The 15,434-nt window shown below is 68.3% G+C and carries 12 protein-coding genes and 1 riboswitch; of the genes, 9 read left to right on the forward strand and 3 right to left on the reverse strand.

The window, feature by feature from the left end; translation table 11 throughout:
- Positions 1–66: 66 nt before the first annotated feature.
- Positions 67–2,403, reverse strand: coding sequence for a hypothetical protein (locus G6O69_RS19985; protein WP_172305119.1), 2,337 nt, complete (start codon positions 2,401–2,403; stop codon positions 67–69).
- Between the two features lie 136 nt (positions 2,404–2,539).
- A complete protein-coding gene (locus G6O69_RS19990) occupies positions 2,540–3,289 on the reverse strand; it encodes a hypothetical protein (RefSeq protein WP_172305120.1) in 750 nt (249 codons plus the stop codon).
- Between the two features lie 228 nt (positions 3,290–3,517).
- A riboswitch (TPP riboswitch) is annotated at positions 3,518–3,612 on the forward strand.
- Here G6O69_RS19990 and thiC point away from each other — a divergent pair.
- The 9 genes from thiC (at position 3,601) to G6O69_RS20035 (ending at position 14,761) form a co-directional block, all read left to right on the forward strand.
- Positions 3,601–5,310: a phosphomethylpyrimidine synthase ThiC gene (gene thiC, locus G6O69_RS19995; RefSeq protein WP_172305121.1), complete on the forward strand. Its 1,710-nt coding sequence runs from the start codon at positions 3,601–3,603 to the stop codon at positions 5,308–5,310. (Overlaps the previous riboswitch by 12 nt.)
- A gap of 7 nt (positions 5,311–5,317) precedes the next feature.
- Entirely contained in the window at positions 5,318–6,049 is a 732-nt protein-coding gene (locus G6O69_RS20000; RefSeq protein WP_172305122.1) for a CoA transferase subunit A, read from the forward strand.
- A 157-nt stretch (positions 6,050–6,206) separates the two neighbouring features.
- Positions 6,207–6,629, forward strand: coding sequence for a hypothetical protein (locus G6O69_RS20005; protein ID WP_217909873.1), 423 nt, complete (start codon positions 6,207–6,209; stop codon positions 6,627–6,629).
- A gap of 170 nt (positions 6,630–6,799) precedes the next feature.
- A complete protein-coding gene (tssI, locus tag G6O69_RS20010; protein WP_172305123.1) occupies positions 6,800–9,160 on the forward strand; it encodes a type VI secretion system tip protein TssI/VgrG in 2,361 nt (786 codons plus the stop codon).
- Between the two features lies 1 nt (position 9,161).
- A complete protein-coding gene (locus tag G6O69_RS20015; protein ID WP_172305124.1) occupies positions 9,162–9,830 on the forward strand; it encodes a hypothetical protein in 669 nt (222 codons plus the stop codon).
- Complete coding sequence (locus G6O69_RS20020; protein ID WP_172305125.1) at positions 9,827–12,589, forward strand: DUF2169 domain-containing protein; 2,763 nt, start codon at positions 9,827–9,829, stop codon at positions 12,587–12,589. The genes G6O69_RS20015 and G6O69_RS20020 overlap by 4 nt, the downstream gene beginning before the upstream one ends.
- Entirely contained in the window at positions 12,573–13,625 is a 1,053-nt protein-coding gene (locus G6O69_RS20025) for a pentapeptide repeat-containing protein (RefSeq protein WP_172305126.1), read from the forward strand. The genes G6O69_RS20020 and G6O69_RS20025 overlap by 17 nt, the downstream gene beginning before the upstream one ends.
- A 22-nt stretch (positions 13,626–13,647) precedes the next feature.
- Positions 13,648–14,352, forward strand: a complete 705-nt coding sequence (locus G6O69_RS20030; RefSeq protein WP_176396972.1) for a DUF3540 domain-containing protein — start codon at positions 13,648–13,650, stop codon at positions 14,350–14,352.
- Positions 14,353–14,365: 13 nt separating this feature from the next.
- The gene (locus G6O69_RS20035; protein WP_172305128.1) at positions 14,366–14,761 is read left to right on the forward strand and encodes a DUF4150 domain-containing protein; all 396 of its coding nucleotides are present in this window, start codon (positions 14,366–14,368) and stop codon (positions 14,759–14,761) included.
- 10 nt (positions 14,762–14,771) lie between these two features.
- Here G6O69_RS20035 and G6O69_RS20040 read toward each other — a convergent pair whose 3' ends face one another.
- Positions 14,772–15,299 (reverse strand): hypothetical protein, encoded by a 528-nt coding sequence (locus tag G6O69_RS20040; RefSeq protein ID WP_172305129.1) that lies wholly within the window; start codon positions 15,297–15,299, stop codon positions 14,772–14,774.
- Positions 15,300–15,434: the final 135 nt, after the last annotated feature.

The raw sequence follows: 15,434 nt of genomic DNA on the forward strand, positions 1-15,434 counted from the left end.
GATCGAGGTGGAGCCTCGTCCTCATGGCGGGGGAGCGAGCACCGGACCCTCGGCCGGTCGGGTGTCTCACTCGTCGCCATGCTCGATGGCGAGCGGCGGCGAGGTCCGCGAGCCGTCCTCGGCGACCACGACCTCGCGGGTGTAGCTGGAGAATTCTCCATCCCCGTCGAGGTCGCCCTGGGCCCGGGCGATCAGCCGGCAGCCCTCGCCCACGGCCTCGGCCGTGAAGCTGTAGTGGAAGCGATGCCCGCCCTCGGGCTGCCACGCGAGGGTCGACCACAGGGGATCTTCGGTCCACACGCTCGCAGGGTAGCGCCCCGGCGCGTCGCCTTGGGCTGCTCGCTGGGGTCGGCAGCGCCCGCCGTCGCCGGCGTGGCAGGGGACGTCGAGGGCAGGGGTCGGCCCGGCGGCGCCGATCAGCGCGGCGCAGCTGCCGGTCTTCTCGCGCACGGCGAGAGCGGCGGCGAGCATGGCCTCGGTCTCGGCGGTGGCCTCGGCCTCCTGCGCGCGCTGGAAGTATTGGTCCAAGGCGGGGACGATCAGCGCGCTGAAGATACCCAGCTCGAGCATGTCCACGGCCGCGTGGTGCGTGGGGGCCTGGCCGAGGCGCGCGCGGTAGCTGGGCGCTCGCGGGGACGCGGGGTAGCTCTCGAGCAGCTCGCGATAGCTGGCCGTCGCGCGCTCGCTCGCGCCCGCGAGCACCGCGTCGAGGGCGGCCGTGGCCGCGGCGGCCTCGGCCTGATCGACCCCGGCGCCTGGGGCTCCAAAGGGGACCAAGCTGACCTGGGCGAGCCAGCGCTGATCGACCTGGCGCAGCCACAGCGCGAGGCTCGACCACGGCGCGAGGGTCTCGAAGAGGGCCGCGAGCTCGGCCGCCGCGGGGCGCTGGTCCTCTGGCACGCCGGCGAAGAGGGCCGCGAGCTCGGCCTCGGCGGGCGGGGCCTGCCAGTGATCGAGGACCAGGTAGGCGACCAGGCCGACCTCGCCAGCGAGCAGCGAGCGGGCCAGGGTCGGCGGCAGGGCGGCGACGGCCGCGGGCGAGGGTCCCTCGCCGCGCAGGCGGACGAGGGCCTCGGGGATCGCCGCGTCGCCGGCCGCGAGGCTCAGGTAGTCGCCGTAGGCCCACAGCCAGGCCTGCGGCGTGATGCCCAGGGCCTCGGCCCAGGGCTGCGCTCCCTCGCCGCTGGCGCGCAGACCGATGGTGGGCACGAGCTTGCCGTCGAGGCGGATGGGGTCGCGAGAAAACTCGACGCGCACGCCCGGAAATTGCTCGGGCTCGACGGGCGCGCTGGGGATCGCCTGGCTCGCGCTCACGCCCTGGATCGCCTGCGCGGCCTCGCTGGCGTCGCGGATCCCCGCTTGGAGGACGATGCCCGCGGGCGCGTCGATCGGGCCCAAGAAGAGCTCGCCGGTGACGAGCCGCTCGGCCTGCGCGCCCAGCCCCGGCGCGCCGGCTTCGAAGCCGGCGGGATCGAGCTGAAGCCAGGCGAAGGGGCTGCCGGGGACGAGCGCGCGCAGGGCCTGGGGTCGACCCGGGCGCAGGACCTGTGCGCCCTCGGGCAGGGGCATGGGCACGGTCAGCTCCCACAGCTGCGGATCGGTGCGCAAGGTCGCGTCGATGGTCGCGCGGCCGTCCTGGTCCGCCTGGCCGCCGCCGAGGGAGAGGGCAAGGTTGACGCGCTCGAGGTCGACGCCGCGCTGGCTGGCGGCGAGGCGCTCGACCAGGGCCGCGCCCCCTCGCCCCGGGTGATAGCTGGGCGGGTCCGCGTCTTCGCGGGCGGGGCCCATGCGGCAGGCGAACCACCCCGGCTGCTCGGGGATCGGCCCGCAGCCCGCCGCGAGCTCGGCGGCCTCTTCGCCGACCAAGGACGCGAGGGCGCCGAGGCGCTCGAGGTCCTCGGCCGCGAAGATCAGCAAGGGCGCGCCCTCGGGGTCGGCGATGACCAGGCCCTGACCGAGCTTCAGGCCCGCGCCCTCGAGGGCCGCGAGCAGCAGCGCCAGGGTCTGGCGCCCGCGCCGGAGCTGGGCCAGGCGCGCGTCGCCGAGGGCCTCGCCGCCGCCGAGCTTGGCCAGGGCAGGGATCGCGCGCTCGAGCGGCCCGGCCATGACCTGCTCGACGCGCCGCGCCTGGGCGATCAGCGGGCGGAGGTCTCGGACCACCAGGTAGTCGTCGACGCCGGCGGGGATCAGATCGAGCTGCTCGGCGAGGCTGCGCGAGTAGGCCGCGGCCTCGACCTCGCGCACGTCCTGCTCGCCGCCGGCCTCGACCTGCTCGTAGGTCGTCGGCTCGGCGCGGCGCGCCTCGGCGGGCTCGTCTCGCTTGCAGCCCGGCGCGAGCAGGGCGAGGCCCGTGGACAGGCAGAGGGCGAGGCGCCGAGGGGGCGTGGAGGGGCGTGTGCGCACCGGGGGAGGGTAGCGCATCCGCCAGCCTCGAGGCGGGAGCCTGCACACCCCGATGTCCGCATACTCGGGCAGAAAATCGTCCACGCAGGGCAAATGGGATCGGCGGCTCATCGCCGAGGAGGGGGGACGCAGTCGTTCAAGCCGGGAGCATGCACACGCCAATATCTGCGTACTCGGGCGGGGTCTCGGAGCCCTCTTCGTAGAAGGCGACACATTCGTACGCCGGGTCGATGACCTGGCAGGGGGCGTCCCCCGCCGACAACGAGCAGAGGGAGGCGCAGCAGGACTCGCCGGCGCAGCTCGACAGCGCGCTGGCCTCGAGACACAGCGCGCTCGGGTCGCAGTCCTGGCTGTCGGCGCAGGGCTGCAGCGGATCGACCTCGCCGAAGGTGGCGGTGCACTCGAAGGCGGAGCCCGACCAAGCGCAGGCGTAGTCTTGGTCGGCGCAGTCTTGCTGCAGCGGATCGCAGCTCGAAAGGCACAACCCGAGGCCCAATTCATCGATCTGGATGCACGACTTGTCGGAGGGGCAGGAGGGGCCTTCCCAGCAAAACGCCACGCACACCTCGTCGCCGCCCGCGTCGGTGGGGAGGCACCAGCTGTCCATGTCGCAGTTGTCCGTGGACAGCTGCCCGGGGTCGCAAGCTTCGCCCACTGATTGTTGGCCGAGGACGGGCACACAGACGGTGCTCTGCCATACGCCGTCGACGAAGGAGGAGGGGACGCACTTCGAGTCGTTACACTCGACCCAGGCGCTGCACCAGCCGTCCTCGGCGTGGCCCGAGTCGGGGCTGACGAAGGTGACGCCGCTCGAGATCGGGTCGTCGGCGTCTTCCTCACCCGAGCCGCCAGTGCTCAAGTTACCAGCGCTCGAGCCCCCGTCCATGCCGGTCGTCGTACTCTGCGCCTCGTCGCCCGAGTCGCTCGTCTCGTCGTCGCTCGCGGACGAGCTGGACCCGCAGGCACAAAGGTCGAGAAAGAGTGCTGTACAGAGTGGTCGCCACATAATGGATAATAAAACTAACGCAGGGGGTTTGTTTTGCAAGCTTTTGGTTGTCGGGCGTCCGAACGCGGGGCCCCGATGTCTGGCGCTGCCACCTCGTGTACGCTGACCGCTTCACGCTGGGGGTGGTGCCTGGAGGCACCTGAGAGAGTCCCCTCGAACCTGATCCGGCTCGTACCGGCGGAGGAAAGCGTATGCCCGACACCCCGAACACATCCGACAAGCAACCCAACCGTCCCGCAGGCCTGAAGCTCGCTGGTGATGAGGTCACACCACTGCGCACCATTCCCCCGCTGGAGCACAGCTTCCCCAGCTCGGAGAAGATCAGCGTGGGCGAGCTCGAGGTCCCCGCGCGGCGCATCGACCTCGAGGGCGACAACCCCTCGATCGTCGTCTACGACACCACCGGCCCCCAGGGCATCGACCCGCGCCAGGGCCTGCCCAAGCGGCGGAGGCCGTGGATCGAGGCTCGCCGGGCCCGGGCCGAGGCCGACGGCAACTGGACCCAGATGCACTTCGCGCGGGCTGGGATCATCACCGAAGAGATGCGCTTTTGCGCGATCCGGGAGAACGTCGAGGCCGAGTTCGTGCGCAGCGAGATCGCCCGCGGTCGGGCGATCATCCCCGCGAACATCAACCACCCCGAGCTCGAGCCGATGATCATCGGCCGGAATTTCCTGGTCAAGATCAACGCCAACATCGGCAACTCGGCCGTGTCCTCGTCGATCGAGGAGGAGGTCGAGAAGCTGCAGTGGTCGACGCGCTGGGGCGCGGACACGGTCATGGACCTGTCGACCGGCAAGCAGATCCACGAGACCCGCGAGTGGATCATGCGCAACGCCCCGGTGCCGATCGGGACCGTGCCGATCTACCAGGCGCTCGAGAAGGTCAAGGGCAAGGCCGAGGACCTGAACATCGACGTGTTCCTCGAGACCCTCGAGGAGCAGGCCGAGCAGGGCGTGGACTACTTCACGATCCACGCCGGGGTGCTGCTGCGCTACATCCCGCTCACGGCCAAGCGGGTCACCGGCATCGTCTCGCGCGGCGGCTCGATCCTCGCCAAGTGGTGCCTGGCCCACCACGAGGAGAACTTCCTCTACACCAACTTCGAGCGCATCTGCGAGCTGATGAAGAAGTACGACGTCAGCTTCTCGCTCGGCGACGGCCTGCGCCCCGGGTGCATCGCCGACGCCAACGACGAGGCCCAGTTCGGCGAGCTGCGCACCCTCGGTGAGCTGACCAAGCTGGCCTGGGAGCACGACGTGCAGGTGATGATCGAGGGCCCGGGTCACGTGCCGATGCACAAGATCCAGGAGAACATGACCGAGCAGCTCGAGCACTGCCACGAGGCGCCCTTTTACACCCTCGGGCCGCTGACCACGGACATCGCCCCTGGCTACGACCACATCACCTCGGGCATCGGCGCGGCGATGATCGGCAGCTTCGGCTGCGCGATGCTCTGCTACGTCACCCCCAAGGAGCACCTCGGCCTGCCCAACCGCGAGGACGTCAAGACCGGGGTGATCACCTACAAGATCGCCGCCCACGCGGCCGACCTGGCCAAGGGCCACCCCGGCGCCCAGGCCCGCGACGACGCCCTGAGCAAGGCGCGCTTCGAGTTCCGCTGGCACGACCAGTTCAACCTCTCGCTCGACCCGGAGACCGCCCGGGAATTCCACGACGAGACCCTGCCGGCCGAGCCCGCCAAGACGGCGCACTTTTGCTCGATGTGCGGCCCGCACTTTTGCTCGATGAAGCTCACCCAGGACGTGCGCGACATGTCGGCCAGCGGCGAGCTCGACGAGATCACCGCGGGCATGCAGCAAAAGGCCGAGGAGTTCCGCGAGCGCGGCAGCGAGCTCTACCTGGACGAGGGCGAGGCCGAAGCCGAGGCCAGCGAGTGAGGCGGCCATGAGCGTGACCCAAGCGCAGGCGTCCCATCCCCAGGGCAAGGTGTTCGAGTCGGCCGAGGCCGCGCTCTTCGACCTGCGAGACGGAGCGAAGATCGCGGTCGGCGGCTTTGGTCTGGTCGGCAACCCCGAGGCGCTGATCCAGGCGATCGCCGCCAAGGGCTGCAAGGACCTGACGATCATGTCGAACAACTGCGGCAACCAGGGCCGCGGTCTGGCGGTCTTGCTGCAGCAGCGGCAGGTCGCCCGGGTGGTCTGTAGCTTCGTCGGAGGCAACCCCGACCTCGAGGCGCAGATGCTCGCTGGCGAGGTCGAGGTCGAGCTCAACCCCCAGGGCACCCTGGCCGAGCGCCTGCGCGCCGGGGGCTCGGGCATCGCCGCCTTCTTCACGCCCACGGGCGCGGGCACGGTGGTCGCCGAGGGCAAGGAGGTCCGCGAGTTCAAGGGCCGCCCGCACGTGCTCGAGACGGCCCTCGAGCCCGACTTCGCCGTGGTCCGGGCGGCCCGGGCCGACCGCTTTGGCAACCTGTGCTTCTACAGGACCTCGCAGAACTTCAACCCCCTGGCCGCCATGGCCGGGCGGGTGACCGTGGCCGAGGTCGACGAGCTCGTCGAGACCGGCGCCCTCGACCCCGACGAGATTCACCTGCCGGGGATCTTCGTCCAGCGTATTGTTCATGTGCCAGAGCACCTGAACTTCATCGAATATCGAACGACCTCGCCCGCCGAGTGAGCTGCTTTGCTCGGGCCCGCCACCGGGCCTGACATCGTTCCAACGCCGTCGCCCGTGCCGCCCTCGCGTCACGGGCGACATTCATGTTGGCGCACCGAGGACGCTCACGAGCATGAATTTGAGGAAATGGGGCGGAGAGGAATATGCTGGGCAAGTCATGTGGGATTCGCGCGTCACGGCTGGAGTGGGTTTGTTGGGTCTCGGGCTGTGGTTGAGCACGGCCGCGCCCGCGCAGGCCGACGACCTGTCCACCCAGGTCGATCAGGCCAGCCAGGCCGCCGCCGCTGCGACCATGGCGACCATGGCCCCCGCAGGCACCGGCAACGTCGACGAGCGCTCGTGCTCGTTTCGGGGCATCCGCCTCGCGGGCAAGGTCAAGGTCGTGGACAGCTTCCCCGACATCCGGGTCAAGGCCGTGCCGAGCTTCCCGGATCTCAAGGTCAAGCGGGTCGACGCCTTCGCCGACGACTGCGGCGAGTGGCAGTTCGTGGACAGCTTCCCCGACTTCAAGATCCAGTACGTGGACAGCTTCCCCGACGTCGAGGTCGCCTGGGTGGACAGCTTCCCGGGCATCCCCTGAGTCAGGAGTCATGGGGTGCTCGGTTCTCGGGGCGCGTTGCCTGCGAGGGCGCCGCTCGGCCTGCGGCGCTCCTCCCTCCTCGGCGTCAAAGTAGGCGCATGTATAAAAGTGTGGCCGAGTTGAGATTCTCGCTCGCCCGGTAGGCCCTGGTGTGTCAGCCTGCTGGGTAAATGGCGAACCAGGTCCAAATTAGAGTCCTGTCCGAGGTCGACGCCGAGGTCGAGTGGGTCGTGACGGGCCTACAGCTGACGGAGCGCTTCAACCAGCCCTATAGCTTGCGGGTGGAGATGCGCACGAGTGACCTGGCGGCCGAGCCGGCGCGTCTGGTGGGCTCCAGCGTGAGCGTGAGCCTCGAGCGGGGCGCTCAGACCCGGGAGATCAGCGGGATCGTCGAGCGAGTCGAAGATGGCGGGCGCGACGGCGAGCAGCACCTGCTGACCACGCTCTTCGTGGTCCCGGCCCTGCAGGCGCTGCGCTACCGTCGGAACACGCGGATCTTCTCGGACATCTCGATCAAGGACGTGCTGGTCGCGGTGCTCGAGGAGGCGCTGGGCGGCTACGGCCGCGGGGTCGATGTCGGGCATCTGCGGGGGGACTACCCCGCGCAGGAGTACACGGTGCAGTATCGGGAGACCGACCTCGACTTCGTCCACCGCCTGATGGAAGAGCACGGGGTGAGCTACCGCTTCGAGCAGGGCGAGGGCGTCGAGACCGTGGTGCTCTTCGACGAGGAGAGCGCCCACACCAAGCTGGTCTCGCTGGACTCCCAAGAGGGCATGCTGGCGATGGTTCAGCAAGACGGCGGCTCGGACGAGACCGAGGACATGCGTAGATTCACGCGCGTGTCTCAGCTGCGCTCGACGGTCGCCCGGACCACGGTGTTCGACTGGGGCGCGCCCGCGGTCACCGAGGACTTCGAAAATGACGAGGCGCCGGCGGGCGAGCTGCCCAGCGGCGCCGCGACTGGCCCCGAGCGCGAAGACTACGACCACGAGCTCGCGGCCAAGCTGGGCTTTCGCAGCGCCGGCCTGGACCCCGCCGCGGTCCAAAAACAGGCGATGTTGCAGCGCAGCCTCCACCTGCGCGACGCGGTGCTGTTCGCGGGGGAGAGCACGGCGATCAACATGCGCCCAGGCGCGCGCTTCGAGCTCGTGGACCACTCGCAGGGCGACCTCAACGGCGAGTACGTCGTCGTCCGCGTCGAGCACGGCGCGGGCGACCTCGTGCTCGGCAAGGGCGGCGAGCTGGCCTACTGCAACCTGCTCGAGTGCGTGCCCGCTGGTGTCCGCTGGGTCCCCGAGCGCATGACCCTCCGGCCGCGGATCTTCGGCGTTCAGACGGCGACGGTGGTCGGCCCCGGTGGCGAGGAGATCCACACGGACGACGCTGGCCGCGTCATGGTCCAGTTTCACTGGGACCGGCGCAAGCAGTACGACGAGCGCTCGTCTTGCTACGTGCGGGTGGTCCAGCCCTGGGCCGGGGACGGCTGGGGGTTCATGTTCCTGCCGCGGGTGGGGATGGAGGTCGCCGTGACCTTCGTCGACGGCGACCCCGACCGGCCGATCATCACGGGGGCGCTCTACAACGGGGCGAACTCTCCGCCCTACGCGGAGGCGGACAAGACCAAGAGCACGATCAAGTCGAACAGCTCTCCCGGGGGCGGGGGGTTCAACGAGCTGCGCTTCGATGACGCGGTGGGGCTGGAGGAGATCTATGTGCATGCGCAAAAGGACATGCGCGAGGAAGTGCTCAATGATCTCCGGGTAAAGGTGGGAAACAACCACCATGGTGAGGTCGTCGGGGATCAGGCTCTAAAGGTCCATGGCAACCAGGATGAAATCGTCACCAAGTCTCAGTCTCTCGCTGTGGGAGGTCATCGCAAGATGATCGTGGACCAGGGCTACGAACACGTCGTCAACAATGGCGAGAAAGTGACCATCTCGGGAGGGGCCTCTGAAACCGTGTACGGTGACAGGGAATTCGAGGTCCATGGCGGGAACAAGGAGCAGGTCAATGGGAACGTCATGGTGAAGATCATGGGGCACGTAAACGAGGAAATTGATGAGGGCGAGTCGCGGGTGGTTGGTGGCTACCTCAACGAGAGGGTTGAGGGTGATACCGTGTACACGCACAAGGGGAATGTCAGTGATCATACTGGGGGGTACTACAGTATTTTTGCGAAGGATGGCATGAGCCTGAAATCTCCGGGCGGAGTGCGCGTGGTCTCGCCAGGAGGGATTAATGTTGTGGATCCTACTTCGACAACGGTTGTTAATCAGTCCTCGAGCCTGTGTTCCTTGACTTCGACAAGTGTCATCGGGGTGAAATCGGTGATTTCAGGGGTGCAGTTTGCTAGTTATGGGTTTTCTGCTGGGCGTACCTTGGTCAAGTATGATAGGGTGGGCTTAAAAGTTGATAACTGCAATGTGTCGTATAAGCTCAGGACTGCGCTCGAGTTTAAATCTATCGAAGCTGAACTTAGTTCTGGCAAGATGAGCGTGGGAACCTTTCTTTGGACGATAATTCAGTGAGTTGATCATGGAAGATATTATTTTTTTAATCTGCGTCTTTGCTGTCCCTGTTGTTTTGTTCGGTTATGGATTCGTTTCTGGAATTGTCAAGAAACCCGAGGAACCTCCGGTTGCTGTCGTCAGCATTCGTATGAATGCGACAATTCTGTCGGTTACAGGGAGAGGTTTCACCGATACATCTAGATCGGTGGACTTTCTTGTTGAGGTCGAGCCCGAAGGTGCTCCCCCATACAGAGCCCACATCGCCGATGTGAGTCTCGAGAACTTGGACTTGATGAGTTTCTATACTGTTGGTTCAGTGATTGAGGTGCGGGTTTCTACTGAGGATCCCCACTCTGTCTACCTGGTGGGGCCGAAAAAAAGGGCAGAGATGGATGTGGTAGGTGGTGTCGAGGCCGAGGCCATGATCGTGTCGATGCGCAAGGCCACTGGATCGAGTTCGGCTGGCGGCAAGACCGATGTTCGGTTCTGCTTCCGGGTCGAGCAAGCCGGCCTCGAGCCCTATGAGGTGAAAAGGGACATCGCCGTGGATATCGTAGACCTCGTTCTCTACTACCGGCCGGGTGCCAGGGTCCGCGTTCGCTGCGACCCAAGCAACCCCAAGACCGTCGTCCTGGTCGGCCCGCTCGAGGGAGCCTCTCCCCAGGGTCTGGACGTGAAAGCCCCATGAAGGTCATCAAGCCCACCAAGTTAGGCATCCTCACCCGCTGCTTCGAGCACAGGCGCCGCTTCCACTTCGGCGTCTCGATCCTCGCCTTCGTCCCGCTGCGCTCGGCCGAGGTAGAGGCGAGCGACGCGGGCGTGTCCTTGCTACCCGAGATCTCGCTGTGGAAGTTCGTCACCGAGCGGATGGGCGCGCAGGTGGCACTCGACGCGGGGGTGCCCAAGTGTAGAGGCGAGTATCTGGTCCACGGCCAGGCCTTCGCGCCTGGGGGCGTGGCGGCGCCGATGGTGCCGGTTCGCGCGCGGGTCGGTGGGCTCGAGAAGTCGCTGGCGGTGTCGGGGGATCGCTACTGGGAGTCGGACTTCTCGGCCAGCGATCCGCGACCCTTCACGTCGATGATGCTGGACTGGAGCCGGGCCTATGGCGGCCCGAAGTACGCCAAGAACCCGCTCGGGCGCGGGCACGGCGAGACGCTGCTCCACGGCGAGCGCCTGCGCTTGCTGCCAAACGTCGAGCGCCCGGGCGCGGGGCTGGGCTCGGCGGACGAGCAGGCGGAGCCCGCGGGCTTTGGCGCCATCGATCTGTCCTGGCCGCAGCGCCAGGCGCTGGTCGGGACCTACGATCAGGCCTGGCTGGATCGGGACTTTCCAGGGCTGGCGCGCGACGTCGATTGGGGCTTTTTCAACATCGCGCCCAGAGACCAGCAGCGCGAGGGTTTTTGGGAGGGGGGCGAGGCCTACGCCTTCGACAACCTCCATCCCAGCCGGGCGCGGCTCGAGGGTCGGCTGCCCGACTATGTCGCGCGGGCCTTCGTCACGCGCGTCCCACCGCGGACGCCGCTGCCCAAGGGGGAGGCGCGGGCCGAGAAGGTGGAGGCGCTCGCGGCCAAGCTCGAGGAGATCGCGCTGCGTCTGCAGACGCTGTGGTTCTTCCCCGACGCCGAGCGGGCGGTGATGATCTTTCAGGGCTCGCTGCCGATCGCCACGGACGACGGCACGGATGTCCGCCACCTGGTGATCGCGGCCGAGCGCAAGGGGGACGCGCACCAGCGGCCGCAGGCTCACTATGCGCGCGTACTCGCGGATCGCCTTGACCTCGAGCACGGCGCGCTCGCGGGTATGCGTGATCACGAGCTGCTGCCTGCGGGGGCGGGCAAGCTCCTCGATGACCCGATCTTCGACGAAGAGCGGGCGCTCCACGAGAGCCAGGACCTGCTGGGCAAGAACCTCCACCGCAGAGCCGTCCGCGAGCACGCGGCGAAGATCGCCGAGCTGCGCGCGCAGGGGATCGATCCTTCGCTCTTTCCCGATCCTCCCGCGCCACCCGAGCCCACGCCGGAGCTCGATGAGATCCCCGCGTTGATCGAGAAGGTCATGGCCGAGGCGGAGGAGACTCGGGCGCGCGAGGAGGCGCGGATCGAGCAGGACAAGGAGCGGATGTACGCCAACGCCGAGGCCGAGGGGGTCGATGTCGAGGCGCTGCGCGAGGGCAACGAGCGCGGGCAGGTGGGGCCGCCGACCTACACGGCCGAGGCCCAGCGCGAGATGCTGCGGGGGGCGATCGCGGACTGTCAGCTCGCTGGGGCGTCGGCCGAGGTCTTCGAGCAGATGCTCGCGGACCCGGAGCTCCAGGCCAGCTGGGATCAGGCCGAGCTCGACATGCGCGAGGGTTATCGGATGTCGGCGCATTCTCAGTCGCCGGCGCCTCGACTCGAGCCCGAGCGTCGGGACGCTGCCCGGGCGGCGGTGCGCGAGGCCTTGCTCGTCGGCGAGGACTTCTCGACGCTGAACCTGAGCGGGGCGGACCTCTCGGGCATGGACCTGCGCGGGGCTCAGCTGCGCGGAGCGCTGTTCGAGAGCGCCAATTTCGATGGCGCGGACCTCTCGGGGGCGGACCTGTCCAAGGCGGTGCTCGCCCACGGGTCGTTGGTCGGGACCAAGCTCGACGGGGCGCGCCTCGATGGGACGAACCTCGGCAAGGCCAGGCTCGAGGGCGCGTCGCTGCGCGGGGCCCAGCTCGTCGAGACGATCCTTCACGGTGCGGACTTGACCGGCGCGAGCTTGGCGGGGGCCAGGCTCGAGGGCGTGCTGCTGATCGAGGTCGTGCTGAAGGACGTCGATCTCAGCGAGGCCGAGGCTCACGAGCTGAAGTTGATCGAGCTCGAGGTCAGCGGGCTGCGAGCTCGGGGCGCGCGCCTGCTTCGCGCGGTGTTCATCAAGCTCGATCTCGCCGCGACGGACTTCAGCGGCGCGCAGCTCGAGCGCTGCAGCTTCTTGGAGTGCAGCGCGGTGAAGGCCGAGTTCTCGGGGGCGAACCTGCAACACGCGAGCTTCGTCGGGGCTTGCGAGCTCGACGCTGCCCGCTTCGTCGAGGCGAAGCTGGCGAGCTGCAACTTGCGCGGGTCCTCGATGAAGGGGGCCGAGCTCAGCAAGGCCCAGCTCGACGGGGCGGATCTCAGCGCGGCCCGGCTCGAGGGGGCGCGCTTTTATCGAGCCGTGGCCCGGGGCGCGCGCTTCGACAAGGCGGAGCTCGGCGAGGCGGTGATGATGAGCGCGAACTTGATGGGCGCCTCGTTCATCGGGGCGGGGATCTGTGGCGTGGACCTGCGCGGCGCGAACCTCTACGGCGCAGACATGGCCCGGGTGCGCACGGATGAGCGGGTCCAGCTGCAAGACGCGCTGCTGACCAAGGTCCGCGTCAACCCGAGCTACGACCCGCGCAGCGAGCAGGTGGGAGAGGAGCAGCGACGTGACCAGCCCAGCTGATTTGATCGAGATGATCGCCCAGGGCGAGCAAGCTACCAAGCTCGACCTGGCGGGCGCAGACCTGTCTGGCGCCGAGCTCGGTGGTGGGGTGTTCCGCGAGCTCGACTTTCGCGGGGCCTCGCTGGCCGGCGCGAGCATGCGCGAGTCGATCTTCGAGGACTGCCGCTTCGACGGCGCGGACATGCGCGGAGCCAGCCTGCATCAGAGCGTGGTCTACAGGGGCAGCCTCGTCGGGGCCAGCCTCGAGGGCGCGACGCTGACGGGCTTCAAGCTGATCGAGAGCGACGCCAGCGAGGTCAGCTTTCGCGGGGCGGACCTGCGGATCGCGGCGGTCAACGCGACCAAGCTGAGCGCCGCGTGTCTGTCGGGGGCCCAGCTCGAGCGCAGCGCCTTTGTCGAGTGCGACACGGCGGGCATCGACCTTCGCGAGACCGCGTTGGTCGCGGTGACCGTGATGGGCGCGGACCTGCGCGCGGCCAAGCTCGAGGGCGCGAGCTTCGAGCGCGTGGTGTTGATCTCGGCGGATCTCTCGGGGCGTTCGCTCGCCGGGCTGCGCTTCGTCCATACCCAATTCATGGCGGCCAAGCTCGAGGGCTGCGATCTCGGCGGGGCGTCCGTCGCCAACTGCAACTTCAAGGACGCCTCGCTCGTGGGCTGCTCGCTGGTCCAGGCCCACGCCCCCAACGCGCTCTTCGTCGCCGCGGATCTGCGCGACGCCGCGCTGGTCCAGGCTCAGCTGACGCAGTCGATCTTCATCGACGCGGTGCTCGAGCGAGCGGACTGCTCGGGGGCCGACATGCAGCAGTGCATCTTGCACCGGGCACGCTGCGCCGGGGCGCGCTTCGTGGCCACGAAGCTGCGCGACGCCGACTTCTCCCACGCGGACCTCTCGCGCGCCGATCTCAGCGGCGCGACGATGTTCCGCACGAACCTGCACGGGATCCTCGACGTCGACGCGAAGATCCCCAATCGCGCCGCGGCGCTGGCGAGCGACCCGGAGCTCGCGGCCGCCGAGGCCTGGACCCCCAAGTATTGAGTGTCACCGACCGAGGACAGCCATGAACGCACGAGCGCACGATCTTCAACCCTTGCAGCGAAGCGCTGCGTCCCCCAGCCAGGCTCGCCAGCAGGCAGCGCCTCCAGCTTCTTCATCGAGCCAGGGCGTGGCCCGAGTCGTGGGCGAGGCGCCCGCGGGCTGGTGGCTGCGCATGGGAGAGCGCGAGGTCCTGGCCCAGCGCGCGCTCAGCTGCCTGCTCGCGCCGGCCGTGGGAGATCGGGTCTGGGCGGTGGGCGAGGCGGGCGGCGAGCACTTCGTGTTGGCCGTGCTGGCCCGCGAAGGCGAGGCGCCGGCGCAGCTGCGTGTGCCCGGAGACCTCGAGCTGCGCGCCGAAGGTCGGCTGCGTCTGCGCGGTGATGCGGGCGTCGAGCTCGAGACCTCTGGTCGCGCGCGCTTGCTCGCCGACGCGCTCGAGGTCCAGGCCCGCGACGCCCAGCTGCGCTTCGTCGAGCTGCGCGCCCTCGCCCGCGAGGCGGTGGGCAACTTCACCCGCAGCACGCGGATCGGCCAGCGCCTCGAGCTGCTCGTCGACGTCGTGGCGCAGCGCAGCAAGTCGAGCTATCGCGCGATCTCGGAGCTGGACCACACCCAGGCCGAGACCATCGACTACCGCGCCCGGGGTGGGGCGCACATCAAGGCCGAGCACGCGATCGTCAACGGCAAAGAGCTGGTCAAGGTCGACGGCGGCCAGATCCACTTGGGCTGAGGAGGACGGACAGATGTTTGCAAACTCGCAGATGATGGGCACGGACACGGGCTTCCCCGACGTATGCCTGACGCCGACGCCCGCGGGCCCGGTCCCGGTGCCCTATCCAAACGTCGCGGTCGGCTCGATGGGAGTGCCCGCCGCCTACAATGTGCTGTTCATGGCGACGCCGGCCCACAATATGTCGACGGTGGTGCCGATGACCAATGGCGATAACGCCGGCGTCGCGCTGGGCGTGGCCTCGGGGTCGGTCATGGGGCCTTCTCGCCACCTGACGGGCTCGACCACGACCTTGGTGGGGGGGATGCCTGCGACGCGGGTGACCAGCGTATCGCTGCAAAACTCCACGAATTGCCCGGGGGCGAGGACCTCCCCGAGTCAGGTCAAGGTCATGATCCTCGCGCCCTGAGGCTTGTCGTTCACTCGTAGATGGCCTCGCACAGGCCGGCGTCGCAGCTCACCTCCGTTGGCGGAGGCGGGCAGTCGCATACGCCCGAGGTGCAACCAGCGGCCTCGTAGTCGTCCGCGAGCGCGCCGAGCTGCGCTTCGTCGATGTCGATGCTGACGGCGTGATAGCAGCCGCCGATGCCGGCGTAACAGTGGCCTTCGACGATCTTGCAGTCCTCGTCGACCGAGCAGGTGCGCATGCCGATGAGCGCGTCGTACTCGGCTAGGATGTCCTCGCATTCGAGCGCGCCCGTGTCGGTCGCCGTGGCGTCGCTGGTGTCGGACTCGCTGGACTCGTTCTCCGAAGCGTCGGATTCGCCGGACTCGGTGTCCGTGCTGGATGTGTCGTCGGCGGTCGAGGTGTCGGCGTTGGTCTCGCCGCTCTCCTCGGTCGACGTCGCCGTGTCGGTGGTCGAGGTGTCGGCGTCGGTCTCGCCGCCATCATCGGTGCAGGCCAAGGAGATCGAGACAACGCAGAAGAGTCGCTGTAATCGAGTCATGAGGTCATTGTAGCGGTCGCTGATGCGCGGCTCCGCACCAGTCTGCGCGCGTGGTGGGATGCTGGTGCGAACTGAAACCCGGCCTGAAAACTCTGTATTTGAGTTAATTCCCCGCTCCGAGTGGTCGCGGCCCAT

This window comes from Pseudenhygromyxa sp. WMMC2535, from assembly GCF_011083025.2.

Excerpts from the sequence above, each read along its gene's own strand:
- G6O69_RS19990 (WP_172305120.1), bottom strand. The coding sequence starts at position 3,289 with ATGGACGGGGGCTCGAGCGCTGGTAACTTGAGCACTGGCGGCTCGGGT.
- thiC (WP_172305121.1), top strand. The coding sequence starts at position 3,601 with ATGCCCGACACCCCGAACACATCCGACAAGCAACCCAACCGTCCCGCA.
- G6O69_RS20000 (WP_172305122.1), top strand. The coding sequence starts at position 5,318 with ATGAGCGTGACCCAAGCGCAGGCGTCCCATCCCCAGGGCAAGGTGTTC.
- G6O69_RS20005 (WP_217909873.1), top strand. The coding sequence starts at position 6,207 with ATGTGGGATTCGCGCGTCACGGCTGGAGTGGGTTTGTTGGGTCTCGGG.
- tssI (WP_172305123.1), top strand. The coding sequence starts at position 6,800 with ATGGCGAACCAGGTCCAAATTAGAGTCCTGTCCGAGGTCGACGCCGAG.
- G6O69_RS20020 (WP_172305125.1), top strand. The coding sequence starts at position 9,827 with ATGAAGGTCATCAAGCCCACCAAGTTAGGCATCCTCACCCGCTGCTTC.
- G6O69_RS20030 (WP_176396972.1), top strand. The coding sequence starts at position 13,648 with ATGAACGCACGAGCGCACGATCTTCAACCCTTGCAGCGAAGCGCTGCG.
- G6O69_RS20035 (WP_172305128.1), top strand. The coding sequence starts at position 14,366 with ATGTTTGCAAACTCGCAGATGATGGGCACGGACACGGGCTTCCCCGAC.
- G6O69_RS20040 (WP_172305129.1), bottom strand. The coding sequence starts at position 15,299 with ATGACTCGATTACAGCGACTCTTCTGCGTTGTCTCGATCTCCTTGGCC.